Source organism: Ochrobactrum vermis (genome assembly GCF_002975205.1).
In the GTDB taxonomy this organism is placed as follows: Bacteria; Pseudomonadota; Alphaproteobacteria; order Rhizobiales; family Rhizobiaceae; genus Brucella; species Brucella vermis.
The window spans coordinates 2321611-2346611 of the sequence record NZ_PCOC01000001.1 but is presented as its reverse complement, the minus strand read 5'-3'; the positions used below and the strand labels follow the sequence as shown (position 1 = coordinate 2346611).

The following is a 25001-nucleotide window of genomic DNA, read 5'->3' as shown; positions in this document are numbered from 1 at the left end:
AATTTAACTGCTCGCCTTGTTCAGCAACGCGATTTCATCATCGCTGAGTTTCAGTTCGGCTGCGGCGATCAGTTCGCCGAGCTGGGCCGAACGCGTGGCGCTGGCGATGGGAGCCGTGATCGACGGTCGTGCTATGAGCCATGCGATTGCGACCTGTGCTGGTGTGACATCGAGATTGCGCGCCACGTCATCGAGTGCCGCAATGATCCGCGAGCCACGATCCGTCAGATATTTTTCAACTGATTTTCCACGCGCGCTTTGTCCCAGATCGTCAGCGGAACGATATTTCCCGGTCAGAAATCCTGCTGCGAGCGAATAATAGGAAATAACGCCAAGCTCGTTTTCGCGGCAGATTTTCTCCAGACCGTCTTCGAAATCAGCGCGATCATAGAGATTATAAAGCGGCTGCAGGCTTTCATAGCGCGGCAGATTGTGGGTCCGGGCGACATCCAATGCTTCGGAGAGGCGCTCCGGCGTCAGGTTGGACGCTCCGATGGCGCGCACTTTGCCCGCATCGATCAGCTCCTTATAAGTGCCGAGCGTGTCTTCGAACGGTGTTTCAGGATCGTCCCAGTGCGATTGATAGAGATCGATATAGTCTGTCTGCAGCCGTTTGAGGGAGGCGTCGACGGCTTTGCGGATATAGGCCGGAGAGAGGCCCTTTTCGTCAGGGCCCATTTCAGAGCCGACCTTGGTGGCGATGACGACCTTGTCGCGCAGGCCGCGGGATTTCAGCCAATTACCGATGATGGTTTCAGATTCGCCGCCGACATTGCCGTTTGCCCAGGCGGAATAGGCATCCGCCGTGTCGATGAAATTGAATCCCGCATCGACAAAACGGTCGAGAAGCGAGAATGATGTCGCTTCATCGACCGTCCATCCAAATACATTGCCGCCGAAGCAAAGCGGCGAAACGTTGAGTTCGGTACGTCCAAGCTTCCTGAACTTCATGGATCCTATCCCCTTCCTCTGGGTGTCTGATCCAAAAGTCACCATGCCTGGCTACAAATAGTGTTTTTTGCGCTTCCGGTGCTCATGTACTGAAGTACACTGCGCTCCGGTTCTCGAAAAACACCATTTTCGCTACGGCCTGACGCTTTTTATTCAGACACTGAATACGAATCGCGGGCGATCCGCCGGGTTTCGATTTCAGGAAGAAGAGGAAAGGCTCCCGAAAGAGCCGAAATCAGCCCATGCCAAGCGCATCCATATAGAGCTGCAGCATGGCTTCTTCTTCCTGACGTTCATGGTCTTCTTTTTTACGCAGACGAATAATGGTCCTCACGACCTTGCTGTCAAACCCCGAGCCCTTCAATTCCGCGTAAACTTCCTTGATATCGTCAGCGATGGTCTTTTTTTCTTCTTCCAGGCGTTCGATGCGCTCGATGAAGGCACGCAACTGGCCAACGGCAATCGTTTGGGCTTCGCTGGTAATGTCGTCGCTCACGAGATGTTCTCCAATTCAAAGTCAATGATGATGCGGACGCATATCGCGTGAAAACCGCTTATCGAAAGTCTGGACCGTTTTCCCGCGAGTCGCAGGCAAAATTAAGAGCCTTTTTCGATGCACGACCCGATTTGACGGGTCAAGCCCTGTGGATAGCGGGTAAAGCCTCTCCTGACGGCTCTGTTATTTGCTGCGATCAGCGCGTGAGCCAAAATACTGGACAGTATGGAGGTCGGGCAGCGTGTTGATATGGGAGATCATCGGCGCCAGCCGGTTGGCCCATTCAGCCGCCCCCTTGTCATCGGCGATCAGATCCTGCCGCACCTCGATCAGCACATGGGCAAAACCTTTTGCTGTTGCATGCCGGTACATGGCATCGTTCTTGAGCGCGCCGTCATAGGGTTCGTTGTCGCCGACTGTGAGGCCCGGTTCGGCATGCAGCAGCGACAGGAGCGGGGCAACCGCGCGATCGTCCTTGTCCCAGAGAAGCCCGATCTGCCAGGGCCGCGCCTTGTCCTTCCAGCGCGGCGTGAAGGAATGGATCGCGACGATAAAGGGGGCTGCCCCGCTTTCGGCCGCCACGCGCGCGCTCGCCTGCGCAACGGTGTCGTGATAGGGGCGATAAAAGCGTTCAAGACGCTCTTCGCGTTCACCTGCCGACATTGGATAATTACCGGAAATGACCGCACCGTCGGATAGTTGCATGATAAGCGTTGGATCGTCTTCGCCCCGATTGGGATCGATAAGAAGTCGTGAGAAACCACCCAGAACCGCTGGCGCATTCAGATGGCGCGCGAGTCTGCGTGTCAGATTCTCGACGCCGATATCATAGGCGATATGCCGGTCGAATTCACTTTCCTGCAAACCAAGCGTGCCATATTCGGTTGGAACATCGCGTCTTGCGTGGTCGGCAGTCAGGAGCAGGCCGAGGCTGAAATCACCGTCGACACTGTGTACCGGTGAAAATGACATCGAAGCGGTTGGTCCGGATTGAAGCAGCATAGGGCGAGATCCCGAGGCTAAATTAGGGGATTATTTCTGTGTTGTGCGGGAAGCTGTTTCAGGTCTGTCATGAGAAAGCCCGGATTGCAACGATCATTCTTTGGTCAAGACTATCTGTTCTCAATGGGATTGCGTTGACATCAAAGGCGAAACTGCCGAAAAGAGAGCGACCCGAAATGGGATTTCCCCGAGATGGGATTTCCCTGTGCAATACAAATTGTTCGATAAAACCGATAGCGGGCTGAAGGGGTTCTGCGTATGCGACTTCCACTATCTCTAGTTATGTTTGCCGGTGTGCTGATGACTGCGCTGGGCATGACATCCATAGAGGCCCGTGCGGATTTCCGCGTATGCAATGCAACCCAGAACCTGGTTGGTGTGTCTATCGGCTACAGAGCCAAGACCGGCTGGGTGACCGAGGGCTGGTGGCACATCGACGGATCAAGCTGCAAGACTCTTATCGAAGGGCCGCTGACCTCGCGCTATTATTACCTCTATGCCGAAGACGCCCAGGGCGGCGGACGCTGGGAGGGCAAGGTCAATATGTGCGTGGCCGAGAAAGAATTCCGTATTACTGGCGTCCAGGATTGCTTCGCGCGCGGTTTCCAGCGCAACGGCTTCCAGGAATACGACACCGGGGAACAATCGAGCTGGATGGTTCAGCTCACCGATGAAACGCCGACAGAAAACCCCACTGTTACAGGAACGAATAGTCAATGAAGCGCAACCGCAAGGTCAAGATTCTCGCCACACTAGGTCCGGCGTCGGGTGAGGAAGCCGTCATCCGCAAGCTGTTCGAGGCAGGCGCGGATGTGTTCCGCATCAATATGAGTCACGCCGACCATGATCTGATGCGCACCCTCGTCAAGCGCATCCGCAATGTGGAAAAGGAACTGGGCCGCCCGATCGGCATTCTCGCCGATCTCCAGGGCCCGAAGCTGCGCGTTGGCAAATTCAAGGACGGTAAGGCTGATCTCGTTCCCGGCCAGACCTTCACCCTCGACAACAATGAAGCGCCCGGCGACGACACCCGCGTCTATCTTCCGCATCCTGAAATTCTTGAAGCTGTAGAACCGGGCCACCGTCTGCTGATCGATGATGGCAAGCTGCATCTGGTTGCAGAGGCAAGCGACGGCAAGTCGATCCGCTGCAAGGTGATTTCCGGAACGCGGATTTCTGATCGCAAGGGCGTCAGCCTGCCGGACACGACGCTCGGCGTCGGCGCGCTGACCGAAAAGGACCGCAAGGATCTTGATGCTGTTCTGAAGGAAGAAATCGACTGGGTTGCACTTTCCTTCATCCAGCGTCCGGAAGATCTGGCCGAGGTGCGCAAGGTGTCGCGCGGCAAGGTCGGCATCATGTCGAAGATCGAAAAGCCGCAGGCGGTGACGCGCCTCGATGAAATCATCGAGCTTTCCGACGCATTGATGGTCGCGCGTGGCGATCTCGGCGTTGAAGTGCCGCTTGAAAGCGTTCCTGGTATCCAGAAGCAGATTACCCGCAAGGCGCGCCGTGCTGGCAAGCCGGTCGTCGTGGCGACGCAGATGCTGGAATCGATGATTACAGCTCCGGTCCCGACCCGCGCTGAAGTGTCCGACGTCGCAACCGCAGTGTTCGAAGGTGCCGACGCGATCATGCTTTCAGCGGAATCGGCCTCGGGCCAGTATCCGGTCGAAGCTGTTGCCACCATGAACCGCATTGCCGAACAGGTGGAAAAGGAACCGACCTATTCGACCATCATCGATGCGCAGCGCGCCGCACCGGAGCCGACAGGCGCCGACGCCATCTCGCTTGCCGCACGCCAGATCGCAGAAACGCTGAAGCTTTCGGCCATCGTCACCTACACCGCTTCCGGCACGACCGGCCTGCGTGCCGCCCGTGAGCGTCCGCGCACGCCGATCATTGCCCTGTCGCCAGTGGTTGACACTGCGCGCAAGCTGTCGCTCGTCTGGGGCCTGCATTGCGTGGTCACTGCCGATGCGCACGATCTTGAAGACATGGTCAACCATGCCTGCGAAATCGTCTTCCACGAAGAATTCGGCAAAGTGGGTGACCGCGTCATCATCACCGCCGGTGTCCCATTCGGAACGCCCGGCGCGACCAACATGCTGCGCATCGCCTATATAGGTCCGGACGGAAAGTCGGGCATTTAGACCGGCGATATTCCGGCCGTGACGGCCTGCAAATGGCGTTGTTTTGCGCTTCCGGTGCTCGTGTACCCAAAAGTACATTCCGCTCCGGTTCTCAAACTCCACCATTTTCGACTCGCCGCAGCCGGAATTTCATCCAGTCTTGGCGGACGGCATCTAAAAAACGCGCTCCTTCGGGGCGCGTTTTGTTTTGGTCTTTATGAATTTTGAGAATGTTTCGCGGACAGGTGCGAAGCGATTCTAAGTCCGCGTATCCGTCAGTTCGTCGGCAAGATCGTTGAAGTTTTTCTGTGCGTCGCGCATCATCGGATAGACGAGGAGTGCCTGCTCATAGGCTCTCAGCGCCTGTTCCTTGAGGCCGCGCAGACGCAAGATGGCCGCCATGCCTGTCAGGGCGCCATAATGGCGCGGCTCCAGCTCCAGCGTGCGATTGATGTCGTACATCGCGTGGGCATAGTCTTTTTGGAGGAAATAGACTGTAGCGCGGCGATTCCAGGCTTCCGCATATTCCGGGTCGAGTGCGATCGCCTCGTTCAGGAAGTCGATCGCCGAAGGATAGCGACGCTCAAGCATTGCCGCATTGGCCCATTGCATCAGGAGATCGACTGTTGCGCTGCCTGACTGCGACCACAGCGTATTGATCTGTGAAGCGATACGCCGCGCCTTGGCCTCGTCCGTTGTGCGGCGAAGATCGGCAAAGAGCTTGTCGAGGCGCTCTTCGGGCGTCTGTGCTGCGGCTGGCGCGGGATTTTCGGGGGTAGGTTTCTGTTCGCTGTCGGGGCCGGTCTGAACGGGCGTCAGAGGTGCAATAAGCGGTACCTTGCCGGGCGTCACTTCAGCATAAGCCGACGGCATCATCATGCCGAGCGACGCGAGCAAAGAACAAGAAACCAGACATGCAAAAACGTTCCGCATGCACATAGATTTTACCATGCGCAGCGAAACGTCAAATGCAAAATCAGAAATAAGATTAGCCCTGACGAGCCTTGTAGCGCGGGGCAGTCTTATTGATGATGTAAACGCGGCCCTTGCGGCGGACCAGCTGGCAGTCGCGATGACGGGCCTTAAGCGCTTTAAGCGAGTTCTTGATCTTCATGTCAATCACCGGTCTTGTTGGCCCGTTGACGTGCAGATGCCGCGGGGCTTCATAAAAACAGGCGCCCGAGGCGCCAATTGGTTACAGGCACTGTTAGATGCCCGAAGGGTTGGCCGAAATACACAAGGTTTCAGGCAAATGTCAACTCCTGAGCCGCAGATTCAGGGCGCCGGAGCTGAAATTCTTGGCAGGCAGTACAAGATTCATCGGGAATCGAGAGGATTCCCGATGAACATTATTTCCCACGAGGGTGGATGCGCGTCACATGCCCCATCTTGCGGCCCGGACGTGCTTCCTTTTTACCGTAAAGATGCAGCACCGCGTCCTTTTCGGAGAGAATCGCCGGTACTTTGTCGACATCATCGCCGATCAGGTTTTCCATCACGCAATCCGAATGCCGGTCAGTGTTGCCCAAAGGCAATCCGGCAACGGCGCGGATGTGCTGTTCGAACTGCGAAACAGCGCAGGCCGCTTCCGTCCAGTGGCCCGAATTATGGACGCGCGGGGCAAACTCGTTTGCCAGAAGCGTGCCGTCCTTCAGGACGAAGAATTCAAGCCCGAGCACGCCGACATAGTCAAGCGCATTCAAAAGCTTTGCAGCGGCCTTGCGGGCGGCTTCTGCCGTGTTCTCGGAAATGGCAGCCGGTACCGTCGAGGTTGCAAGGATGCCGTCCTTGTGCACATTTTCGGCAATATCGAAAATCGCGACATTGCCGGCACGATCGCGTGCTGCGATCACCGAGACTTCGCGCTCGAAATCGACGAAGCCTTCGAGGATGGCAGGGGCGCGATTGATCGCCAGAATTGCCTTGTGGGCTTCGGTCTCGTCGAGCGATGTCAGCCGGACCTGTCCCTTGCCGTCATAACCAAAGCGCCGCGTCTTGAGGATACCGCGCTCGCCGAGCGCACCCAGAGCCGCGATCAGGGTCTCCTCATCGTCCACAAGACGCCAGGGGGCTGTCTCGATATCGCTGGAGTTGAGGAACTGCTTTTCCGTAAAACGATCCTGCGAGACTTCGAGTGCTGCCGGTGGCGGCAGGACCAGAGCGCTTTCGGCCAATCTGTCGGCGGCGCTGACCGGCACGTTCTCGAATTCGTAGGTAATGACGTCGGAAGCGGCTGCAAGTTCTGCAAGCGCTTTGGGATCGTCATAGGCAGCGACGATCTGGCGATTGGCGACCTGTGCTGCCGGGCAATCGGCCTGCGGCTCCAGGATTACGGTTTCAAAGCCGAGACGTGCTGCGGCCATGGCAAGCATTCTGCCAAGCTGGCCGCCGCCGATAATGCCAATGGTCTCGCCGGGCTTTAGTACAGAATTTTTCATATTAGGCCTCTTTCGAAGGGCGCTCGGCCACGCTTTCCGTCTGGGCGGTGCGCCACTCGTCGAGGCGGCCAGCGAGCGCCTCATCGTAAAGCGCCAGAACGGCTGCGGCGAGAAGGGCGGCATTGACCGCGCCAGCGCGGCCAATGGCCAGCGTGCCGACAGGAATGCCGGCTGGCATCTGCACGATGGAGAGGAGCGAATCCTGGCCTGAAAGCGCCTTGGACTGGACCGGAACGCCGAAGACAGGCAGCGGCGTCATGGCTGCGGCCATGCCCGGCAAATGGGCCGCACCGCCAGCACCGGCGATGACAACCTTGAAGCCTTCCGCCTTGGCGCCTTTGGCAAAGGCAACGAGCCGATCAGGCGTGCGATGCGCGGAAACAATCCGGGCATCGAAGGAAATGCCGAGTGCTTCCAGTGTGTCTGCTGCATGGCGCATGGTTTCCCAGTCGGACTGGCTTCCCATGATGATGGCGACATCGGCAGTAACGCTCATTGGTCTTCCTGCTCCGCTTCTTTCATATGCGTTTAAGGGTGATGTTAAAATGATAAAGCCGGGCGAACCCCGGCTCTGCCATGAATTATTCTGGACGTTCAGGCGATGATGTCCGGGATTACCTGATCTTCCATCTCCTGTAGCTTGTCCTTGATTGCGAGTTTTTTCTTCTTCATGCGCTGGACGCGCAATTGGTCGCAGCCCACTGCTATCATGGCGTTGATGGCAGCATCGAAGTCCGCGTGTTCCTGTTTCAGTCGTGCGACGGCCAATCTGATTTCGGCCTGTTCCTGATCGGACATGCGGTGCCCCGTTCTGTTGAATAATTTTACGGGCCGCGCCAAACCATAAAAAGGTGCGGCGTCAGCCCGTTTCTGGCGAAGCCCTTATCACATTTTTCGTATCAGGAAAATGCTACCACGACAAAATCGACTTTGCACCAAACTCATGCCAAACTGTCATGGTTCTGTCATGGACGGCGGCTGTCGAAGGCGACAAACAATACCGCACCCTTGGCAGCCGGGACTGCGTGTTTGGCCCGGAATACAGGAGATGTGCCGGACGTTCATGCAGGTGAATGGCGGGATAGCGGACTAACGGACAAACGAGGTCCGCGCTGTTCCGTAAATCAGGGAAATCAACCAAAGGAGATCTGATGATGGCTATCGAGTCCCATCTTGCCACGCTCGAAAAGAAGCACGGCGCTCTGGAGCAGGAAATTTCTGAAGCCGTAGCGTCACCGGCAATGGACGACCTGCACGTTGCATCTCTCAAGCGCAAGAAGCTTATGCTCAAGGACCAGATTGAAAAACTGAGATCCCAGGTAACACGTCACTAACAGGGAAGCCGCGCTTAGAGCGCCGTGCGTCCTTATGGACGCACAAAGGACGCTCTAACCTCTTGAATCTATGCATCGCGGTTCGACGAGGCATCTCAAGCCATCGACATCGGCCATTGAAGGTTCTCTTGAACCCGGTGCTTTGTCGTGGATAGGCTGTTGTGCCAGAGGCATGGCTCTTCCGGTCATGGTGAAGACGCCAAAATGCAGTATTGGCGGCTGTGCAACAGCCGCCGAACATATTGATTTAATTTTTTAAATTTCATCGCGCTGCTGTTTTCTGTGCAGCTCAGTTTTCCGTTTCAGCTCTTGGATCAAGGTTTAGCGCTTCCGGTGTCGCACCGCGTTCAGAAGGCATGCTCTTGAACTGGTCTTTCTCTTCTTTCGGAACGGAAGCGCGCTTGCGGGAACGGAAGAGTGCATAGCCGGTGATGGAAATATGCGCGAGCATGGTGATGGCGAAGAGACCGGACGGCCAGAAAATATCCATGGCCGCAGCCGCCAGCAATGGTCCAAGCATCGTGCCAAAGCCGTAAAGCAGCAGAAGTCCGCTCGATACTTTCACAAAGCTTTCCGACGTCGCATGATCGTTTGCGTGAGCGACGGCAACGGGATAGAGCGCATAGGCAAGCGCGCCATAGCAACCGGTCATTGTAATGATGACAGGCCCGCTGGACGGAGCGATGAGAAAGGCGATAAGGCCGACCAGTGCCGCCAGCGCCGCTACGCTTGCCAGTACGAAACGCCGGTCGACCAGATCGGAAATGCGCCCGATCGGAATCTGCATCAAGGCACCCGCTGCGATGGTGACACTGACCATCAACGCGATCTCAGTGGTTGAAATACCGGATTTCGCGCCGAAGACGGCTCCGAGCGTACCCCAGGCGCCGTTGGCGATACCGATCAGGATACAGCCCACAAAGGCGGCTGGTGAGTTATTATAGAGCGCCTTGAGATCGAGCTGCACTTCGGTCAGCGGCTTGGGGCTGACAGCCGTAGAGATTGCGGTCGGAATGAGAGCCAGGCAGAAGAAGATACCGCTGATCATGAACAGATGATCGGAGTGCACGTCTCCGGCTGCGACCAGCATCTGGCCGGACATGGTCGCCCCATAATTGACCATCATGTACATGCCGAAAATCTTGCCGCGCGATTCGTTGGTCGCACGTTCATTCAGCCAGCTTTCGATAACCATGAAAGCGCCGGCCATGGAAAAACCGGTAAAGGCGCGCAGGATCACCCAGATCGTTGCGTCCACGTAGATGCCGGAAAGCAGGGCGATGATCGCAGCCGATGCGGCAAAGCAGCCGAACGCTCTCACATGTCCAACGCGACGCACAAGGCGCGGCGCAAACAGACAGCCCGCAACGAAGCCGCCTGCCCATGTCGTGCCGAGCATGCCGAGCGATGCGACCGAAAAGCCTTCCGCACCACCGCGCAATGGCAACAGAAGACCATGAAGGCCCGAAGCGATGAGGAGAAAGGCTGTGCCGCAGAGAAGGGCCAGAACCTGAATGTAAATGCGCAAAATTCTATTCCCGAAATCTGAAACTGGACCGTCAGTACGCAGGCTTATGAGTGGTCGTTGCGATCAATGACTATTGTTCCTAAACGTTTCGTCCGCAAATGGTTCCAGCTCTTTTGCTCTGGTATCCATCTTCGCGGGCGCCTCCATCCCTATCGAAACAATGCTTCCGCCGCAGCGCGGCTGTCGCCTTTTTTGAGGCGTTCGGCTTTCAGCCGCTCTATCTCGGATTGCAGGAAGGCAATGCGCTGGTCGATCTCGGTGACCGAAAGCAGCGACAGTTCTTCTTCGCTTAGTGCCACGCTGTTGCGGGGCTTCACCACATCCTCATCAAAACCGCTCATAGCCGTCCTCCGTGGTCAATGATGGCTCAGAAAAGATTTAACACCTTGAATCTTCGCATATATATTTGGGGAAATCGATGACGATTTCCCTAACGTGACGTCTTGCATCCGTCTTGAGGCATTTCTGCGACGATGCGTAGGGCAAGAAATCTGAATGGAGTTTTGAATATGATGGCCGACTTGCCTTCCCAGATGACCGCTATTGAAATCTCCGAGCCAGGTGGAGCCCATATGCTTCGCCCCGTTCAGCGATCGGTGCCGGACCCGAAGGAAGGTGAAATTCTGGTGCGGGTGCGTGCTGCCGGGGTCAACCGACCGGATGTTTTGCAGCGACAGGGCCAATATGCGCCGCCACCCGGTGCGTCGGATATTCCGGGGCTGGAAATTGCCGGTGATATCGTTGCCGTCGGCAGTGGCGTGAAGCGTTTCAAGACCGGTGACCAGGTCGTCGCGCTGCTGGCTGGCGGCGGCTATGCCGAATATGCGGTCGTGCATGAAACCAACGCGCTGCCGTTACCTTCCGGCTATGGATATATCGAAGCGGCAGCGATCCCGGAAACGTTCTTCACCGTCTGGCACAATGTGTTCGAGCGCGGCGGGCTGAAAAAGGGCGAGATTTTTCTGGTTCACGGCGGCTCGTCCGGTATCGGCACGACGGCTATCCAACTGGCCAAGGCGTTCGGCGCGACGGTCATTGCAACTGCGGGTTCGAAGGAAAAGTGCGAAGCCTGTGTGAAACTCGGGGCTGACCGCGCGATCAACTATCGGGACGAGGATTTTGTCGAGGTCGTAAAGGAAGTGACCAAGGGCAAAGGCGCCAATGTGATTCTCGATATGGTCGGTGGCGATTATGTCGACCGCAATTACAAGGCCGCTGCCGAGGATGGTCGCATCGTACAAATCGCTTTTCTCAATGGTGCGAAGGCCACGGCCAATTTCGCTATCTTAATGACCAAGCGCCTGACCCATACTGGCTCCACGCTGCGCCCGCGGCCAGTTGACTTCAAGGCTGGCATCGCGCGGGAACTGGAGGCAAAAGTCTGGCCGCTTCTGGCGCAGCGTCGCGTTGCGCCAGTAATGGACATGATTTTTTCGCTGAAAGATGCCTGGCGCGCTCATGAACGCATGGAAGAGGGAAGGCATATTGGCAAGATCGTGCTCGATATCGCTTAAGCTTTAGCGCCATTCTTGCTCTGGTGAAAAAAAAACGATATATAGGCCGTGATTTCCCGGAAATTGTGGTTTTGCCCACGTCCCGCGCCACCGGAGCGGACGAACAGAAGGATTATATCTAATGGCCACCCAGCTTCTTATGCCGAAGGCAACGGCCGTTTGGCTTGTCGATAATACGGCTCTGTCGTTTGATCAGATTGCCGCTTTCTGCAAGCTGCACCCGCTGGAAGTGAAGGCTATTGCCGACGGTGAAGCTTCGCAGGGCATCAAGGGCCTTGACCCGGTCATTACAGGTCAGATTTCACGCGAAGAGATCGCGAAGGGCGAAAAGGATCCGTATTATCGCCTGAAGCTTTCCGAACCGAAGGTTCGTGTTCCAGAAGCCAAGCGCAAGGGCCCGCGTTACACGCCGCTTTCAAAGCGTCAGGATCGCCCGAATGCGATTCTCTGGCTGGTTCGCAATCATCCGGAACTGAAGGATGCGCAGGTCTCGCGCCTGATCGGCACGACCAAATCGACCATCGAGCAGATTCGCAACCGCTCGCACTGGAACTCGGCAAATCTGACGGCGATGGACCCGGTTACGCTCGGCCTCTGCTCGCAGATCGATCTCGACATCGAAGTCGAACGCGCCTCCCGCAACCGTCCGGCCACACCGGAATCGGATAGCACCTTGCTGCCAGCTTCTGCGACAGAGAATTTCGACTATCGCGACGAGCAGCCTGCAGAAGAAGAACTCGATGCGGACAAGGTATTCGCCAAGCTCTCTTCGCTGAAGAGCTCGACGCCGGACGAAGACGAAGACGAATAGTCGAAAGCGACGTCACCTTACCGAAATGCCCAAAAGCCCGGCTTCATCGGCCGGGCTTTTTCTGTTGAATCAGGCTGCAGCCTCGCTTCCAAGAGCGGGTGTCGCGGCTATCCATTCTTTCAGAATATCCGCATAGCGGCAGGCCGCATCGTCGAGCGCTTCGGTTGAAAGCTTGTCGGCGGCGTAGAGCACGAACGGGTCGGTCCAGCCAAGCCCGCAGCGGTTCGCTGTTGCGCGTAGTGGTGCAAACAAATCGATCATTGGAAACATGTTACGCCCGCCTTCGCGATAGGCCTCGGGAACATTTCCTGCCGTCACAGCGATCATAAGCGGCGTACCTTCTAGCTTTCGTCCCTCCTGCTCGTAAGTTACGTAAAACATGCGGGTCAGGACGGCATCCTGCCATGCCTTCAGAAGCGGGGGCGTGGAATACCATTGAACCGGAAATTGCAGGATGATGCGATCTGCAGACAAAAGGCGCTGCGCCTCTTGCTCTCCATCCTCGAAAAAGTCGATCCCTTCCGGATAGGCGGCCTGCATATTGATAATCTCGACGCCCGGCAATTTTGCTGCTGCCGCGGCAAGTGCTGTATTAGCTCGGGATCGCGTCAGGTTGGGGTGAAAAAGCAGGATCAGGGTCTTGGACATCATCGTCTCCTTCTTGGTTGGAAGGATGATGCAGTGAGTAATTAAATTACTCCAATTTATTATTGATATATTGTATTATAGTTTTCATGAATTTACGTGGCCTCGATCTGAATCTTCTGGTCATTCTGGATGCCCTTCTGGATGAGGCGCATGTGAGCAGGGCCGCTGATCGGCTCAACCTGACGCAGCCAGCCGTATCGAACGCTTTGCAGCGCTGCCGTGCGTTGTTCAGCGACCAGCTTCTGGAACGCGGGCACGGCATGATGAGACGCACACCGAAAGCGGAAACATTGCGAGCTCCGCTAAAAACAATTCTCGTAGGTGTGGTCGATCTAGTTGAGCCGCCCGAAGTGCCTCTTGCATCGCTGCGGCAGACGATACGCATATGCATGGCGGATTACCCGGCCATCTTCGTCATAAAGCCCCTGTTGAAGGAGATCGCAGACACCGCGCCGGGGATCGACATCATCATCCAGCCCTGGCACGGACCTGTTGCGGCGCGTGAGGCGCTGGTGACAGGAGAAAGCGATCTCGCGCTTTCCGTCTTCCCTGATGCCGATGACGAGCTTCAGCGCAGACTGTTACTGAAAGAAAATTACATGATAGCCATGCGCCGAGACCACCGGGCAGCAACGGCATTTTCGCTGGAGAGTTGGCTCGATCATCCGCATATTCTTGTTTCAGGACGCGGAGACAACAGCAGCCCCGTCGACGTCGCTCTGGCGGAGCGGGGATTGAGCCGTCGTGTTGGCGTGGTTGTCCCGAACTTCGGCATGGTGCCTGAATTGCTGGCGTGCACCGATATGATTGCCATGCTGCCATCGCGCTGTCTGCCGGCAGAGATGTCCGCTCTCGTTGCTTTCACGCCTCCCATCTCCATTGCGGGCTTCCCCTTGCATATCGCCTGGCATCGGCGGCGCCAGGAAGATCGCGGGCTGCAATATGTCATCGATCGGCTGATCACCATCATGACTGAAAAAGAGAGCCAGCCCGACATGTCTGCATAAGCAGACTGCCGGACCGGCTCATGCGGTCGTCTTGGGAGTATTGCCGCAATAGTCAGTCTTTGAAGGCGTTGTATTCGCTCAATTCCATGAGACGATAGAAATCGGAGAGCGTCTTTCCACGTTCAGCCCGGAAGAGGCGACCTGCATCACTCGCCTCGACGATACGGTCGGTGCGGAACGTGCGGAACGCGTTGCGCAATTCGCACCAGCCGATAACCGTCCAGACCTTGCCCCAGAACCACAGGCCGAGCGGACGAATATCACGCTCGCTTTCGCGCGCTTCCAGATCGCGATAGCGGATATTGAGGACATTGCCCTGATCGACGGCGCGTTCCACCGCGTCGATGATGCGGCGTTCGTCCATGCTGATGCGGGCCGTGGGCGCATGAATCTGGGTGCTGGTGATGCGGGCGCGTTCTTCCTTGGGCAGAACGGCTTCGATCTTGACCAGAGCCTCTTCCGCGCCACGCGCCATGGAAACGCCGCCCCAGGCGCGGATGAGGCGAGCCCCGGCGACAAGAGCGACAATTTCATCGCGTGTGAACATGAGCGGCGGGAGTTCGAAACCTTGCCGCAGAATATAGCCGACACCAGCTTCGCCATCGATGGGGACGCCTGTCGACTGCAGATCGGAAATGTCACGATAGATGGTGCGTTCGGAGACTTCCAGCCGTTCGGCTAGCTGACGCGCGGTGACAAGCCTGCCACCGCGCAGGTGCTGAACAATCTGGAAAAGGCGGTCTGCACGGCGCATTCCGTTCTATTCTCCGTTACAGTACTTGGTGTTGCGCTGTTCCAGATAGCGATCCGGCCAGCCCAAATCCTTGCGCAGATCGTTTGGCAGACCGTCGATGGCGCGCTGTGTGCGGATAAACCGGCGGCGCTCGTCCTGCCTGCGCCTGTATTCCTTCAAAACTGCGATCAGTGGTGCGATTGCGAGTGCCATGGTGAAATCTCCCTCATCCTTGGATACGCAGTATCGCACACCCCTCCTGACAGCTATCTGTCAGGAGGGAAGTCCTATTTCATTATCTTCCTAATATAGCCGGGCCGCAACGTCACGCCTTGTAACGCGGCGCTGCCGTATAGCTGAGGGGAAGGCGCCCGCCATCAGCATAGATGGTTTGTCCTGTCACATAGCTTGCATCCCGGGACGCCAGAAATGACGCTATCGAAGCAATTTCAGAGGCTTGGCCTATGCGACCGAGCGGGGTTCTGGACAGAATCGTGTTGCGTGCATTGGCGTCGGTGTTCACGGCGGAAAGCATGTCGGTCTCGATGGAACCGGGACCGATGGCGTTGACGCGAATCCCCCAGCGGGCGAGTGCTACTGCCATGGTGCGCGTCAGTTGGTTCAATCCGCCTTTGGAAACGGAATAGGCGAGCTGCTCCGGCAGACCAAAGATCGCGTTGATTGACGACATGTTGATGATCGTGCCTGGATCGCCGCCCGATTCGACCCGTTCCACCATGCGTTTGGCCACGGCTTGCCCACACAGAAAAGCACCTTTGAGATTGACCCGCATAACGCGGTCGAAATCTTCTTCTTTCAGGTCGAGAAAATCTGCCTGATGCACAACACCGGCATTGTTGACGAGGATGTCGATCTCTCCGACATTGGTGACGGTAAAAGTCAGGAGATTATGAATATCGAGCTTGTCGCCCACATCCGCTGCCATGTGGCGCACCGGGCCGAACTGTTCCAGATCCTTGGCTGCGCGCATGGCTGCAGCATTGTCGATGTCGGACAGCACGACGCTTGCACCGTCCATCAGGAAACGTTTTGCTATGGCATAGCCAATACCGCGGGCAGCGCCGGTGACGATTGCCACCTTGCCTTCTAATTGCATGGTCGATCTCCAATTTGCATGGAGAGTGGACCGGCGGAAACCGCCGGTCAATAGCGACGGAACTCCCGGTCAGGCGAAGGCGAGGCCGGTGTGACGCTCGCGCAGAACGATGCTGATTTCGTCCAGAATCGCCGGATCGTCGATTGTGGCGGGCATCTTCCATTCTTCGCCGTCGGCAATCTTCTGGATGGTTGAGCGCAGAATTTTGCCCGATCTTGTCTTGGGCAAGCGCTTTACGGCCAGCGCCAGCCGGAAGGCTGCAACCGGTCCGATGACGTCACGCACCATGCTGACGCATTCCTTTTCGACCTCTTGCGGGTCACGGTCGATATTGGATTTCAGCACGAGGAAACCGCATGGCACCTGACCTTTAACAGGGTCCGAAATGCCAAGCACTGCACATTCCGCCACGTCGGGATGGCTGGAAAGCACCTCCTCCATTGCACCCGTTGACAGGCGGTGCCCGGCGACATTGATGATGTCGTCGGTGCGGCTCATGATGTAGAGATAGCCGTCCTCATCCATATAGCCCGCATCGGCGGTTTTATAGTAGCCGGGAAATTCGTTCAGATAGGCTTTGCGGAAACGCTCGTCCGCGTTCCAGAGTGTCGGCAGACAGCCGGGCGGCAGTGGTAGCTTGATGAGAATATTGCCGAGCTGGCCGCGTTCGAGTTCATGGCCCTCGTCATCCAGTACGCGGATATCGTAACCCGGAAGACAGACGGCGGGCGAGCCATATCTGGTTTCAAGAAGGCCAAGGCCGAGCGGATTGGCGACCATGGGCCAGCCGCTCTCTGTCTGCCACCAGTGGTCGATCACTGGGCAGCCCAGCAGATTTTCCGCCCAGTGGATCGTATCCGGATCGGCGCGTTCACCGGCCAGATAGAGCGCGCGGAACTTCGACAAGTCGTAGCGGCGCACGAAATTACCGTCCGCGTCGTCTTTCTTGATGGCGCGCAGTGCTGTCGGTGCCGTGAACATCACTTCCACACCATGCTCGGCGATAATGCGCCAGTAGATGCCCGCATCTGGCGTGCCGACCGGCTTGCCTTCGAACAGGATACTGGTCGCGCCATGTATCAGGGGCGCATAAACAATATAGGAATGGCCAACCACCCAACCCACATCGGATGCGGCCCACCATACTTGTCCGGGCTCCACGCCAAAGACGTTTTTCATTGACCATGCGAGCGCTACCATGTGTCCGCCATTGTCGCGCACGACACCTTTCGGTTCGCCGGTCGTGCCTGACGTGTAAAGCACATATAGCGGATCGGTTGCATCGACCGGCGTGCATGGGATGTGACGACCACGCGCCGCTTCGACAGCCTCGCGATAGTCAATGTCACGTCCCGCCACCGGCTCGTGCGGGTGCTGTTCGCGCTGCAATATGATGCAATTTCTGACCTTGTGGCTCGCAAGCGCAATGGCCTTGTCGAGCATGGCCTGATAGGGCACGACACGGGTTGGCTCAATGCCGCAGGAACCGGCGATGATCATTACAGGCTTGGCGTCGTCAATGCGGGTGGCAAGCTCATTGGCGGCAAATCCGCCGAAGACGACAGAATGGACGGCACCGATACGGGCCGATGCCAGCATGGCGACGGCTGCTTCCGGGACCATCGGCATATAGATGAGAACGCGGTCGCCCTTCGACACACCGTTGTCGAGCATGACGGCGGAGAGCGCCTCAACTTCTTCCAGCAGTTCGCGATAGGTAAATTTACGCACGCTGCCGGTGACGGGGCTCTCATAGATGAGCGCAACCTGTTCACCACGTCCATTGGCGACATGGCGGTCGAGCGCGTTATAGCAGGTATTGCACTGCGCACCCTTGAACCAGCGTCCATAGACGCCTTCGTCGCTCGCAAAAACCTGGTCCCATGGCTTGAACCAGTCGATTGCCTGCGCTGCTTCAGCCCAGAAGCGTTCAGGATCGGTCTGCCATGCGGCATAGGTTTCGGCATATTTCGAAGTCATGCTCTTCCTCCCACAAGCACGCGCAACGCCACCCGGTCGGGCAGTTGTCGCCTGCTGATTAGTCTGCTGACGAAAGCGCAAGATCGACCTGTTCCGATCCATCTCCTCCATGCGCGTCCCATCACCTCCACATGCAGTTTACGCCGCTGGATGGCGACCCGTCCATGAAACTTAAGATGAAGATCGAGCTTTGCCAAAAACGACCGTGTAAATGGCTTTGTCTGGTGCAGCCGTCTTGCAGCGATGGCCCGTCTGCGTCACAAGGAGGCAGAGAGGTGAGTTGTGACCAAAATCCTGCCTGTGCTGCTTGTTCTCCTGATGGGACTGCACATCATCAAACCACTTGGCTTGCCGGGCTTGAAGCGGCGCGGTGATTTCTGGAAGATCGCAGTCATCGCCATATTGATCATGGCACTTGCGGTAGGATTTCACCTGCACGAAGGCTGACGAAAAGCCCGGCTGAAATGGCCGGGCTCTTGTTTTCAAGGAAAGTCAGGCTGCCTTTTCGAGATCTTTTTTCCAGCCGCCGGTAGCGGCAAGACTGTTCATCTTTGCCCGATGCGCGAAGGCCCTCTGACCGGCAGCGATATTTTCATCCTTGCCGCTCCAGGCTTCCAGCGCTGCCGCTTGCAGGGCGCGGCCGTAGGAGAAAGTCATTTTCCATGGCATATCGAAACCCGCATTCATCGCGGAAAGATGGGCTGTCGCTTCCTCGCCGGTCTGACCACCGGAAAGGAAGGCGATGCCGGGCACCGCTGCCGGAACCGTGTTGCGGAAGCAGCGCACGGTTTTCTCTGCCACTTCTTCGACGGAAGCCTTGCGGGCATTCTTGCCGTCGATGACCATGTTCGGCTTCAGGATCATACCTTCCAGTCTGACACGGGCATCGTAGAGTTCGGTAAAAACCGTTTTCAGAACCCATTCCGTCACTTCGTAACAACGGTCGATGGTGTGATCGCCCGGCTTGCCATCCATCAGCACTTCAGGTTCGACGATGGGGACGATGTTCGCTTCCTGACAAAGGGCGGCATAGCGTGCGAGAGTCTGGGCATTCTGTTTTACCGAGCCCCATGTGGGCAGGTCGTCGGAAATCGAGATCACAGCGCGCCATTTGGCGAAACGTGCACCAAGCGCGTAATAGTCGCTGAGCCGCTCGCGCAGACCGTCCAGCCCCTCTGTGACGGTTTCACCTTCGAAGCCTGCCAGCGGCTTCGCGCCCGCATCGACCTTGATGCCCGGAATTGATCCCGCCTTGCGGATGATTTCGACAAGCGGTGTGCCGTCCTTGGCCTTTTGCCTTATGGTTTCATCATAGAGAATGACGCCCGAAATATAGTTCTTCATCGCTTCGTCCGAGCGGAACAGCATTTCGCGATAGTCGCGGCGCGTTTCCTCCGTCGAGGCGAGGGGGATCGAGTCAAAGCGCTTCTTGATGGTGCCCGAGCTTTCGTCGGCGGCGAGAATGCCTTTGCCCGTTTTCACCAGGGCGATCGCAATATCTTCAAGACGTTCGGTCATTCGCAATGCTCCTTCTGTCAGAGATTTCGGGAGTGTTGGGTAAAACTGTGGCGAGCGCAAGTCGTTGAAACGTTTGAAATATTTTTCAAACGGTTTAGGCAAGGCAAGTTTTCTTAAAGATTGCGGACTGGTGAATGAAAGTTTTTGCCGAAGCTTGTTTTGATATCGGGGCCTCAAACCCCATGTAAGAAACCAGTGAGGAAACTCCACCTGCTTTCCGTTGTCCAGATTTGAGGAGGAGATATGCGACGCGCCCTTTTGAGCCTGCCGTTCGTTCTGGCTTTATCAATGGTTGCTCTGCCGATACTGAATGCTTCGGCTGAGAGCATCAATGCCGGTGGCAGGCAGGCCGAAGCAAATGCTCCGTTTACGGCAACGCCGGTTGCCGAATTCGATACGCCCTGGGCGATCGCTTTTCTGCCCGATGGCAGACTTCTATTGACGGAGAAGGGCGGCAAGATTTTCATCGTCACACAATCGGGTGACAAAACTGCTGTCGATGGTGTGCCGGAAGTAGCCTTTGGTGGCCAGAACGGTCTTCTTGATATTGCGCCTGCTCCAGACTTCGAAAAGAGCAAGGCAGTCTTTTTCTCCTATAACGAACCAGCCAAGAATGGCAGCAGCGTCGTTCTGGCGCGCGCTGTGCTGGATGAGGGTGACGGCAAGGCAGCACTGAAGGACAGGATCACAATCTGGAAGCAGGATGCGGCGGCTCGCGGTGGGCAGCCGGGTGGCATCATTGCATTTGCGCCGGACGGCAAGCATCTGTTCTTCTCTGTCGGCGATCGTATGCAGCCTGCAACCGCACAGGACGATGCAGTGCCGATGGGGAAAATTCTCCGCATGAATCTCGATGGTTCCGTGCCGAAGGATAATCCGCATGCGGATGCGGAAGGTGTGCGGGCATTGACCTGGTCGACCGGCCATCGCAATCCCTACGGACTGGCCTTCGGTCCCGATGGAAGGCTCTGGGAACATGAGATGGGACCGCGTGGCGGCGACGAGTTCAATCTCATCAAGCCCGGTCTCAATTATGGCTGGCCCGTCGTCTCCAATGGCGACAATTATAGCGGCAGGCCGATCCCGCGTCATAGCACCCGCCCGGAATTCGAGCCGCCATTGGTGTATTGGACGCCGGTCATCGCTCCGGCCGGGCTTGCGTTTTACGAGGGGGACATGTTCCCCGAATGGCGTGGCTCGGCCTTGATCGGAGGACTTTCTGTCATGTCGCTGGTGCGCGTCGTGATCGACAAGGACGGCAAGGCGGACGAAGCCGAGCGCTTCGAAATGGAAAACCGTATCCGCGATGTGGCTATCGGGCCTGATGGCGCGATCTGGCTGATCGAGGATGACAATCCGGGGCGTCTCCTAAAGCTGACGCCGAAAGTATGAAGAAAAGGCCCCGGAAATGGACTGACCCCATAAAGTTGGACGGTTCATAGGCTGGGATTATTTAAGGGCTGGGTCCTGTATTGCACAGGGCTCAGCCCTTTTAGTTTCATGCGAATGCGATCGTTGTTGTAGTAGTGAATGTAGTCCTCAACGCCATCGCGCAGACTGTCAATGCTGTCGAAGCGGTTGGGATAGAAGAACTCGGACTTGAGCGTCGCGAAGAAGCTTTCCATGGCGGCATTGTCGAGGCAGTTTCCCTTGCGTGACATGCTTGCTGCGATATTGCTGCTTTCGAGCATCCGGCGCCATTCTGGCGTCTGATACTGCCAACCCTGATCGGAATGCAGGATTGGCCTGTTCTCGTCATCGAGCAGGCTCAATGCCCTGCCGAGCATGTCCTTGACCAGCTTGAAGACGGGTCGTCTGGCTGTCTCGAAGGCGATGATCTCGCCGTTGTGAAGGTCCATGATGGGTGACAGGAACAGCTTCTCCCCGGCGACATTGAACTCGGTGACATCTGTGACCCACTTCTGATGCATCCGTCTGGCCGAGAACTGACGTTGCAGTAGATCGGGTGCCACACGGCCAGCCCCACCCTTGTAGGAACGGTACTTCTTGGGTCGAACCAGAGACTTCAGCCCCATCTCGACCATCAGCCGCTGGACGGTCTTGTGATTGACTGCGTCCCCACGCCCACGGATCGCCGCCGTCACCCGGCGATAGCCGTAGCGGCCCTTGTGCTCATCGAAGATGGAGCGGATCGTCGATTTCAAGGCCTCATGCCGGTCGCCTGACGACAGCACCTTGAGCTGATAATAGAACGTGCTGCGCGCCAGACCCGAAAGCGCAAGCAGCCCTTCAAGCGGATGGAGCGGCCTTAACGCCTGGACGGCTTGCGCCCGTTCGGCGTTTGACGCGCCTGCGTTAAGGCCTCCAGTTTTTTTAGATAGTCGTTCTCCATGCGCAGATAGGCCAGTTCTGCCAGCAATTCCTCGCGGGTCCTGGCTTCATCACTTGGCAATCCATCCCCGTCGGCAACCAGGCTCGGCGGTGCGGCGACAGGTGGCTTCGGCATAGATCGCGGCCTCCCTTTTCGGCGCGGAGCCAAGGCCTCAAGGCCGCCGCGCTCATATCGATCCTCCCAGACTGACACGCAAGCTGCGCTGCGAATATTAAAAAGCGCAGCCACCTGCCGACGGGACAATCCATCCTTCCACATCCGCTCAAGGACCGACAGCCTGAACTGTGCATCATAATGGCTGTGCTTGCGAGATAAGCCAGCCACGCCATGTGCCGCGTGACTGGCGACCCACCGGCGGACCATGGAATAGTCGAGCCCGAAACGAAGACCTACCTCTCGGTAGCTGTGCCCGCCGTCGCCGTAGTACGCGACGATCTCCTGCTTGAACGTGCTGCTGTATTTCGACATGCAAAACCCCCGAAGTTGGGTGTCCAACTTTCGGGGGTCAGTTCAAAACCGGGGCCTTTTCATTTGTTCTCACGCATTGTCCTGCGTAAAACCGCTTCGCATTTTTGCAGGAAGTGCTCTACTTCTTCAATACATCGACGCCGGGAAGGGGCTTGCCTTCCATCCATTCGAGGAAAGCACCGCCTGCGGTCGAGATGTAGGTGAAGTCGTCGGCAACGCCGGCATGATTGAGCGCAGCGACTGTATCGCCGCCGCCGCCGACCGAAACCAGCTTGCCTGCCTTGGTGCGGGCTGCGACATGCTTTGCGGTCTTGACCGTGGCAGTGTCGAACGGACGCAGTTCGAAAGCACCGAGCGGGCCATTCCAGACGAGCGTTGCCGCATCGTCGATGGCCGAAGCGATAAGGTCAGTCGACAGCGCGCCTGCGTCGAGGATCATGCCGTCGCTTGGTACGGCATCAACACCATAGGTCTTGTTTGGCGTATCGGCGGCAAAGTGCCAGCCCACAACCGCATCGACGGGCAGGATGATGGCGCATTTGGTGGTTTCGGCCTTGGCCATGATTTCACGCGCCGTATGGGCGAGGTCGTGTTCGCAGAGCGATTTGCCGACATCGTGTCCCTGTGCAGCCAGAAATGTATTGGCCATGCCGCCACCGATGACGAGCGCATCGACCTTTTCGATCAGGTTCGACAAGAGGTCGAGCTTGGTCGAAACCTTGGCACCGCCGACGATGGCCACCACCGGGCGAGCCGGATCGCCGAGGCCCTTTTCCAGTGCTTCAAGTTCAGCCTGCATGGCGCGGCCAGCATAGGCGGGCAGGACGTGTGCGAGGCCTTCCGTCGAGGCATGGGCGCGGTGAGCGGCGGAAAAGGCGTCGTTTACGTAAAGATCGCCATTGGCTGCCAGAGCCGCGACGAATTCAGGATCGTTCTTTTCCTCGCCCTTGTGGAAGCGGGTGTTTTCCAGAAGCAGGACGTCGCCGTCCTTGAGTGCATCCACGGCGGCCTTGGCTTTGTCGCCGATGCAGTCTTCGGCAAAATGAACGCCATGGCCGATCACCTTGGCGAGCGGCTTCACGACATGCTTCAGCGAATTTTCGTCGGAAGCAGCGCCTTTGGGGCGACCGAAATGAGCGAGCAGAATGACCTTCGCGCCTTTCTTGGAAAGTTCGGCAATGGTCGGGACGATGCGTTCGATACGGGTCAGGTCAGTGACTTCACCGTTCGCCATCGGCACGTTGAGGTCGACGCGGACCAGTACGCGCTTGGACTTGACGTCGGCATCGTCGAGAGTGCGGAAACTCATGATCGTTCTCCCAGAACTGTCTTTCAGGGGCCGGTGGAGCAGGGATTGCTCAAACAGGTAGGCGCCGGAAAAGGGTTGGATAGTCGGTGACAAGCCCGTCCTCGTCGACGGGCAATTCGGCGGTGAAGGAACGGTCCGCCGCTTCGTAGCGGTAGCGTCTGCCTTCTTCGATACAGGTATAACGCTGCTGGTCGCGCAACGGACGAAAATTATCGAACGGCACGTAAAGCATGTCGAGCTGAACGGTGCCGCTTTCCGGCGTAAGGCCAAGGCGGCGGATGGGCAGGGTGTTGGTGAAGGGCGTTCCCGCCAGATCGATATCGATGCAACCGTCGAACTGGGGCAATGCATCGCCCGCCATCGTGTTCCAGCGGCCTTCGCCGTCGGAAACAAGCTCCAGCCGGTGGCCGGATGTGGTTTCGATCAGGAAATGGAGCACATGCCAGGCGCTGTTGCAGGCGATGCTGTAGCGCGCACCATAAGGATTTCCGCTGCGTTCTCCGATCACCACGCTTTCGGCGTGGATCGAGCGGCCAGTGGGTCCGATACTGAGATGTTCGAGCCCTTCTTCTTCCAGCGGACGCCAGCGCGCAACGGTGGGGAGAAGGGCGCGAAACATGGCCGGAGGCTTAGATCAACTTACCGAAGGCGACAGCGGTGTCGCCCATGCGGCTGGAGAAGCCCCACTCATTGTCGTACCATGACAGGATGCGCACCATGGTGCCTTCCATGACCTTGGTCTGATCCGTGTGGAAGACCGAGGAATGGGAGTCGTGGTTGAAGTCGTGCGAGACAAGTGGCTCATCGGTGTAGCCGAGGACGCCCTTCAGGCGGCCATTGGCAGCTTCGCGGATCGCGTTGTTGACTTCTTCAACAGTCGTTTCGCGCTTGGCGATGAAGGTCAGATCGACGACCGAGACGTTCGGGGTCGGCACGCGGATGGCGACGCCGTCGAGCTTGCCCTTCAGTTCCGGCAGAACGAGGCCGACAGCCTTGGCAGCACCCGTCGAGGTCGGAATCATGGAAAGTGCTGCTGCGCGAGCGCGGTACAAATCCTTGTGCATGGTGTCCAGCGTCGGCTGGTCGCCCGTGTAGGAATGAATCGTGGTCATGAAGCCCTTTTCGATGCCGATAACATCGTTAAGAACCTGAGCCACTGGCGCAAGGCAGTTGGTGGTGCACGAAGCGTTCGAAATGACCTGATGGTCCTTGGTCAGCTTGTCGTGGTTGACGCCATAAACAACGGTCAGGTCAGCACCGTCGGCAGGCGCCGAAACGATGACGCGCTTCGCACCGGCTTCAAGATGAAGCGCTGCCTTGTCGCGCGAGGTGAAGATGCCGGTGCATTCCAGAGCGATGTCGACGCCTTCTTCCTTCCACGGCAGTTCAGCCGGGTTGCGGACGGCATGAACCTTGATCGGGCCGTAGCCGACGTCAATGGTATCGCCTGCAACCTTTACTTCCTTGGGGAAACGGCCATGAACGCTGTCATAACGCAGAAGATGCGCATTGGTTTCCACCGGGCCGAGGTCGTTGATGGCGACGACCTGAATATCGGTGCGGCCCGACTCGACGATGGCGCGAAGGATGTTGCGGCCGATGCGGCCAAAACCGTTAATTGCGACGCGAACTGCCATTTTCTCTTAATCTCCCGATAGGGTA

General features: G+C 57.3%; 28 protein-coding genes. 8 read left to right on the top strand and 20 right to left on the bottom strand.

Going from position 1 to position 25001, the window contains the following annotated elements; all coding sequences use genetic code 11:
- Window positions 1-3: 3 nt before the first annotated feature.
- The 3 genes from CQZ93_RS11675 to CQZ93_RS11665 form a co-directional block, all read right to left on the bottom strand.
- Window positions 4-951 (bottom strand): aldo/keto reductase, encoded by a 948-nt coding sequence (locus tag CQZ93_RS11675; RefSeq protein ID WP_105542698.1) that lies wholly within the window; start codon window positions 949-951, stop codon window positions 4-6.
- A gap of 235 nt (window positions 952-1186) precedes the next feature.
- The gene (locus CQZ93_RS11670; RefSeq protein WP_061348000.1) at window positions 1187-1447 is read right to left on the bottom strand and encodes a DUF2312 domain-containing protein; all 261 of its coding nucleotides are present in this window, start codon (window positions 1445-1447) and stop codon (window positions 1187-1189) included.
- A 183-nt stretch (window positions 1448-1630) separates the two neighbouring features.
- The gene (locus CQZ93_RS11665; protein WP_105542697.1) at window positions 1631-2449 is read right to left on the bottom strand and encodes an N-formylglutamate amidohydrolase; all 819 of its coding nucleotides are present in this window, start codon (window positions 2447-2449) and stop codon (window positions 1631-1633) included.
- Between the two features lie 258 nt (window positions 2450-2707).
- Between CQZ93_RS11665 and CQZ93_RS11660 the strand changes: the two genes are divergently transcribed.
- A complete protein-coding gene (locus tag CQZ93_RS11660) occupies window positions 2708-3169 on the top strand; it encodes a DUF1036 domain-containing protein (protein ID WP_105542696.1) in 462 nt (153 codons plus the stop codon).
- Window positions 3166-4602, top strand: a complete 1437-nt coding sequence (gene pyk / locus CQZ93_RS11655; protein WP_105542695.1) for a pyruvate kinase — start codon at window positions 3166-3168, stop codon at window positions 4600-4602. Before CQZ93_RS11660 ends, pyk begins: the two co-directional genes overlap by 4 nt.
- A gap of 237 nt (window positions 4603-4839) precedes the next feature.
- Here the strand turns inward: pyk and CQZ93_RS11645 are convergent, their stop codons facing one another.
- The 5 genes from CQZ93_RS11645 to CQZ93_RS11625 form a co-directional block, all read right to left on the bottom strand.
- Window positions 4840-5532 carry a tetratricopeptide repeat protein gene (locus tag CQZ93_RS11645; RefSeq protein ID WP_105542693.1) on the bottom strand — a complete coding sequence of 231 codons (693 nt, stop codon included), beginning with the start codon at window positions 5530-5532 and terminating at the stop codon, window positions 4840-4842.
- A 37-nt stretch (window positions 5533-5569) separates the two neighbouring features.
- The gene (gene ykgO / locus CQZ93_RS11640) at window positions 5570-5695 is read right to left on the bottom strand and encodes a type B 50S ribosomal protein L36 (RefSeq protein ID WP_006467766.1); all 126 of its coding nucleotides are present in this window, start codon (window positions 5693-5695) and stop codon (window positions 5570-5572) included.
- 235 nt (window positions 5696-5930) lie between these two features.
- Window positions 5931-7019 (bottom strand): 5-(carboxyamino)imidazole ribonucleotide synthase, encoded by a 1089-nt coding sequence (locus CQZ93_RS11635; RefSeq protein WP_105542692.1) that lies wholly within the window; start codon window positions 7017-7019, stop codon window positions 5931-5933.
- 1 nt (window position 7020) lies between these two features.
- Complete coding sequence (gene purE / locus CQZ93_RS11630; RefSeq protein WP_105542691.1) at window positions 7021-7515, bottom strand: 5-(carboxyamino)imidazole ribonucleotide mutase; 495 nt, start codon at window positions 7513-7515, stop codon at window positions 7021-7023.
- Window positions 7516-7613: 98 nt separating this feature from the next.
- Window positions 7614-7817: a YdcH family protein gene (locus CQZ93_RS11625; RefSeq protein ID WP_078339590.1), complete on the bottom strand. Its 204-nt coding sequence runs from the start codon at window positions 7815-7817 to the stop codon at window positions 7614-7616.
- Window positions 7818-8170: 353 nt separating this feature from the next.
- Here CQZ93_RS11625 and CQZ93_RS11620 point away from each other — a divergent pair, with 353 nt between their 5' ends.
- A complete protein-coding gene (locus CQZ93_RS11620; protein WP_181153345.1) occupies window positions 8171-8353 on the top strand; it encodes a YdcH family protein in 183 nt (60 codons plus the stop codon).
- Window positions 8354-8642: 289 nt separating this feature from the next.
- On the opposite strand, the gene CQZ93_RS11615 is transcribed toward CQZ93_RS11620, so the two are convergent.
- Both CQZ93_RS11615 and CQZ93_RS11610 read right to left on the bottom strand, forming a co-directional pair.
- The gene (locus CQZ93_RS11615) at window positions 8643-9881 is read right to left on the bottom strand and encodes an MFS transporter (RefSeq protein ID WP_105542690.1); all 1239 of its coding nucleotides are present in this window, start codon (window positions 9879-9881) and stop codon (window positions 8643-8645) included.
- Between the two features lie 149 nt (window positions 9882-10030).
- The gene (locus tag CQZ93_RS11610) at window positions 10031-10222 is read right to left on the bottom strand and encodes a DUF1192 family protein (RefSeq protein ID WP_105542689.1); all 192 of its coding nucleotides are present in this window, start codon (window positions 10220-10222) and stop codon (window positions 10031-10033) included.
- Between the two features lie 168 nt (window positions 10223-10390).
- Between CQZ93_RS11610 and CQZ93_RS11605 the strand changes: the two genes are divergently transcribed.
- Both CQZ93_RS11605 and CQZ93_RS11600 read left to right on the top strand, forming a co-directional pair.
- Window positions 10391-11395 carry an NAD(P)H-quinone oxidoreductase gene (locus tag CQZ93_RS11605; RefSeq protein WP_105542688.1) on the top strand — a complete coding sequence of 335 codons (1005 nt, stop codon included), beginning with the start codon at window positions 10391-10393 and terminating at the stop codon, window positions 11393-11395.
- A 121-nt stretch (window positions 11396-11516) separates the two neighbouring features.
- A complete protein-coding gene (locus tag CQZ93_RS11600) occupies window positions 11517-12206 on the top strand; it encodes a DUF1013 domain-containing protein (RefSeq protein ID WP_105542687.1) in 690 nt (229 codons plus the stop codon).
- 69 nt (window positions 12207-12275) lie between these two features.
- Here CQZ93_RS11600 and CQZ93_RS11595 read toward each other — a convergent pair whose 3' ends face one another.
- Window positions 12276-12857: an NAD(P)H-dependent oxidoreductase gene (locus tag CQZ93_RS11595; RefSeq protein WP_286153150.1), complete on the bottom strand. Its 582-nt coding sequence runs from the start codon at window positions 12855-12857 to the stop codon at window positions 12276-12278.
- 83 nt (window positions 12858-12940) lie between these two features.
- On the opposite strand from CQZ93_RS11595, the gene CQZ93_RS11590 reads away from it, so the two are divergent.
- On the top strand, window positions 12941-13861 hold the full coding sequence (locus CQZ93_RS11590) for a LysR family transcriptional regulator (RefSeq protein ID WP_105542685.1): 921 nt from the start codon (window positions 12941-12943) through the stop codon (window positions 13859-13861).
- 52 nt (window positions 13862-13913) lie between these two features.
- Here the strand turns inward: CQZ93_RS11590 and CQZ93_RS11585 are convergent, their stop codons facing one another.
- The 4 genes from CQZ93_RS11585 to CQZ93_RS11570 all read right to left on the bottom strand — a co-directional run bounded on the left by CQZ93_RS11585 (window position 13914) and on the right by CQZ93_RS11570 (window position 17691).
- The gene (locus tag CQZ93_RS11585; protein WP_105542684.1) at window positions 13914-14615 is read right to left on the bottom strand and encodes a helix-turn-helix transcriptional regulator; all 702 of its coding nucleotides are present in this window, start codon (window positions 14613-14615) and stop codon (window positions 13914-13916) included.
- A 6-nt stretch (window positions 14616-14621) separates the two neighbouring features.
- Window positions 14622-14807 carry a hypothetical protein gene (locus CQZ93_RS11580; RefSeq protein ID WP_105542683.1) on the bottom strand — a complete coding sequence of 62 codons (186 nt, stop codon included), beginning with the start codon at window positions 14805-14807 and terminating at the stop codon, window positions 14622-14624.
- Between the two features lie 112 nt (window positions 14808-14919).
- Window positions 14920-15711, bottom strand: a complete 792-nt coding sequence (locus CQZ93_RS11575; RefSeq protein WP_105542682.1) for an SDR family NAD(P)-dependent oxidoreductase — start codon at window positions 15709-15711, stop codon at window positions 14920-14922.
- A gap of 69 nt (window positions 15712-15780) precedes the next feature.
- Entirely contained in the window at window positions 15781-17691 is a 1911-nt protein-coding gene (locus tag CQZ93_RS11570; RefSeq protein ID WP_105542681.1) for a propionyl-CoA synthetase, read from the bottom strand.
- A 282-nt stretch (window positions 17692-17973) separates the two neighbouring features.
- On the opposite strand from CQZ93_RS11570, the gene CQZ93_RS26650 reads away from it, so the two are divergent.
- Entirely contained in the window at window positions 17974-18138 is a 165-nt protein-coding gene (locus CQZ93_RS26650) for a hypothetical protein (protein ID WP_181153344.1), read from the top strand.
- A 45-nt stretch (window positions 18139-18183) separates the two neighbouring features.
- Here the strand turns inward: CQZ93_RS26650 and CQZ93_RS11565 are convergent, their stop codons facing one another.
- Window positions 18184-19209 carry a class I fructose-bisphosphate aldolase gene (locus CQZ93_RS11565; protein ID WP_105542680.1) on the bottom strand — a complete coding sequence of 342 codons (1026 nt, stop codon included), beginning with the start codon at window positions 19207-19209 and terminating at the stop codon, window positions 18184-18186.
- A 243-nt stretch (window positions 19210-19452) separates the two neighbouring features.
- Here CQZ93_RS11565 and CQZ93_RS11560 point away from each other — a divergent pair, with 243 nt between their 5' ends.
- The gene (locus CQZ93_RS11560) at window positions 19453-20601 is read left to right on the top strand and encodes a PQQ-dependent sugar dehydrogenase (RefSeq protein WP_105542679.1); all 1149 of its coding nucleotides are present in this window, start codon (window positions 19453-19455) and stop codon (window positions 20599-20601) included.
- Window positions 20602-20645: 44 nt separating this feature from the next.
- Here the strand turns inward: CQZ93_RS11560 and CQZ93_RS11555 are convergent.
- The 4 genes from CQZ93_RS11555 to gap form a co-directional block, all read right to left on the bottom strand.
- Window positions 20646-22030, bottom strand: a protein-coding gene (locus CQZ93_RS11555) for an IS3 family transposase (protein WP_422616076.1) whose coding sequence is annotated in 2 segments (ribosomal slippage) — window positions 20646-21538 and window positions 21538-22030 — 1386 coding nt in all. Because the reading frame shifts where the segments join, the coding sequence is not laid out codon by codon here.
- 118 nt (window positions 22031-22148) lie between these two features.
- Window positions 22149-23339 carry a phosphoglycerate kinase gene (locus CQZ93_RS11545; protein WP_105542678.1) on the bottom strand — a complete coding sequence of 397 codons (1191 nt, stop codon included), beginning with the start codon at window positions 23337-23339 and terminating at the stop codon, window positions 22149-22151.
- Window positions 23340-23388: 49 nt separating this feature from the next.
- Complete coding sequence (locus CQZ93_RS11540) at window positions 23389-23958, bottom strand: putative glycolipid-binding domain-containing protein (RefSeq protein ID WP_105542677.1); 570 nt, start codon at window positions 23956-23958, stop codon at window positions 23389-23391.
- A 10-nt stretch (window positions 23959-23968) separates the two neighbouring features.
- Complete coding sequence (gene gap / locus CQZ93_RS11535) at window positions 23969-24976, bottom strand: type I glyceraldehyde-3-phosphate dehydrogenase (RefSeq protein ID WP_105542676.1); 1008 nt, start codon at window positions 24974-24976, stop codon at window positions 23969-23971.
- Window positions 24977-25001 lie beyond the last annotated feature (25 nt).

What these genes read in the sequence shown, in the direction of transcription:
- CQZ93_RS11675 (WP_105542698.1), bottom strand. Translation starts at nt 951, where the DNA reads ATGAAGTTCAGGAAGCTTGGACGTACCGAACTCAACGTTTCGCCGCTT.
- CQZ93_RS11665 (WP_105542697.1), bottom strand. Translation starts at nt 2,449, where the DNA reads ATGCTGCTTCAATCCGGACCAACCGCTTCGATGTCATTTTCACCGGTA.
- CQZ93_RS11660 (WP_105542696.1), top strand. Translation starts at nt 2,708, where the DNA reads ATGCGACTTCCACTATCTCTAGTTATGTTTGCCGGTGTGCTGATGACT.
- pyk (WP_105542695.1), top strand. Translation starts at nt 3,166, where the DNA reads ATGAAGCGCAACCGCAAGGTCAAGATTCTCGCCACACTAGGTCCGGCG.
- CQZ93_RS11645 (WP_105542693.1), bottom strand. Translation starts at nt 5,532, where the DNA reads ATGGTAAAATCTATGTGCATGCGGAACGTTTTTGCATGTCTGGTTTCT.
- ykgO (WP_006467766.1), bottom strand. Translation starts at nt 5,695, where the DNA reads ATGAAGATCAAGAACTCGCTTAAAGCGCTTAAGGCCCGTCATCGCGAC.
- CQZ93_RS11635 (WP_105542692.1), bottom strand. Translation starts at nt 7,019, where the DNA reads ATGAAAAATTCTGTACTAAAGCCCGGCGAGACCATTGGCATTATCGGC.
- purE (WP_105542691.1), bottom strand. Translation starts at nt 7,515, where the DNA reads ATGAGCGTTACTGCCGATGTCGCCATCATCATGGGAAGCCAGTCCGAC.
- CQZ93_RS11625 (WP_078339590.1), bottom strand. Translation starts at nt 7,817, where the DNA reads ATGTCCGATCAGGAACAGGCCGAAATCAGATTGGCCGTCGCACGACTG.
- CQZ93_RS11620 (WP_181153345.1), top strand. Translation starts at nt 8,171, where the DNA reads ATGATGGCTATCGAGTCCCATCTTGCCACGCTCGAAAAGAAGCACGGC.
- CQZ93_RS11610 (WP_105542689.1), bottom strand. Translation starts at nt 10,222, where the DNA reads ATGAGCGGTTTTGATGAGGATGTGGTGAAGCCCCGCAACAGCGTGGCA.
- CQZ93_RS11605 (WP_105542688.1), top strand. Translation starts at nt 10,391, where the DNA reads ATGATGGCCGACTTGCCTTCCCAGATGACCGCTATTGAAATCTCCGAG.
- CQZ93_RS11600 (WP_105542687.1), top strand. Translation starts at nt 11,517, where the DNA reads ATGGCCACCCAGCTTCTTATGCCGAAGGCAACGGCCGTTTGGCTTGTC.
- CQZ93_RS11595 (WP_286153150.1), bottom strand. Translation starts at nt 12,857, where the DNA reads ATGATGTCCAAGACCCTGATCCTGCTTTTTCACCCCAACCTGACGCGA.
- CQZ93_RS11590 (WP_105542685.1), top strand. Translation starts at nt 12,941, where the DNA reads ATGAATTTACGTGGCCTCGATCTGAATCTTCTGGTCATTCTGGATGCC.
- CQZ93_RS11585 (WP_105542684.1), bottom strand. Translation starts at nt 14,615, where the DNA reads ATGCGCCGTGCAGACCGCCTTTTCCAGATTGTTCAGCACCTGCGCGGT.
- CQZ93_RS11580 (WP_105542683.1), bottom strand. Translation starts at nt 14,807, where the DNA reads ATGGCACTCGCAATCGCACCACTGATCGCAGTTTTGAAGGAATACAGG.
- CQZ93_RS11575 (WP_105542682.1), bottom strand. Translation starts at nt 15,711, where the DNA reads ATGCAATTAGAAGGCAAGGTGGCAATCGTCACCGGCGCTGCCCGCGGT.
- CQZ93_RS11570 (WP_105542681.1), bottom strand. Translation starts at nt 17,691, where the DNA reads ATGACTTCGAAATATGCCGAAACCTATGCCGCATGGCAGACCGATCCT.
- CQZ93_RS11565 (WP_105542680.1), bottom strand. Translation starts at nt 19,209, where the DNA reads ATGACCGAACGTCTTGAAGATATTGCGATCGCCCTGGTGAAAACGGGC.
- CQZ93_RS11560 (WP_105542679.1), top strand. Translation starts at nt 19,453, where the DNA reads ATGCGACGCGCCCTTTTGAGCCTGCCGTTCGTTCTGGCTTTATCAATG.
- CQZ93_RS11545 (WP_105542678.1), bottom strand. Translation starts at nt 23,339, where the DNA reads ATGAGTTTCCGCACTCTCGACGATGCCGACGTCAAGTCCAAGCGCGTA.
- CQZ93_RS11540 (WP_105542677.1), bottom strand. Translation starts at nt 23,958, where the DNA reads ATGTTTCGCGCCCTTCTCCCCACCGTTGCGCGCTGGCGTCCGCTGGAA.
- gap (WP_105542676.1), bottom strand. Translation starts at nt 24,976, where the DNA reads ATGGCAGTTCGCGTCGCAATTAACGGTTTTGGCCGCATCGGCCGCAAC.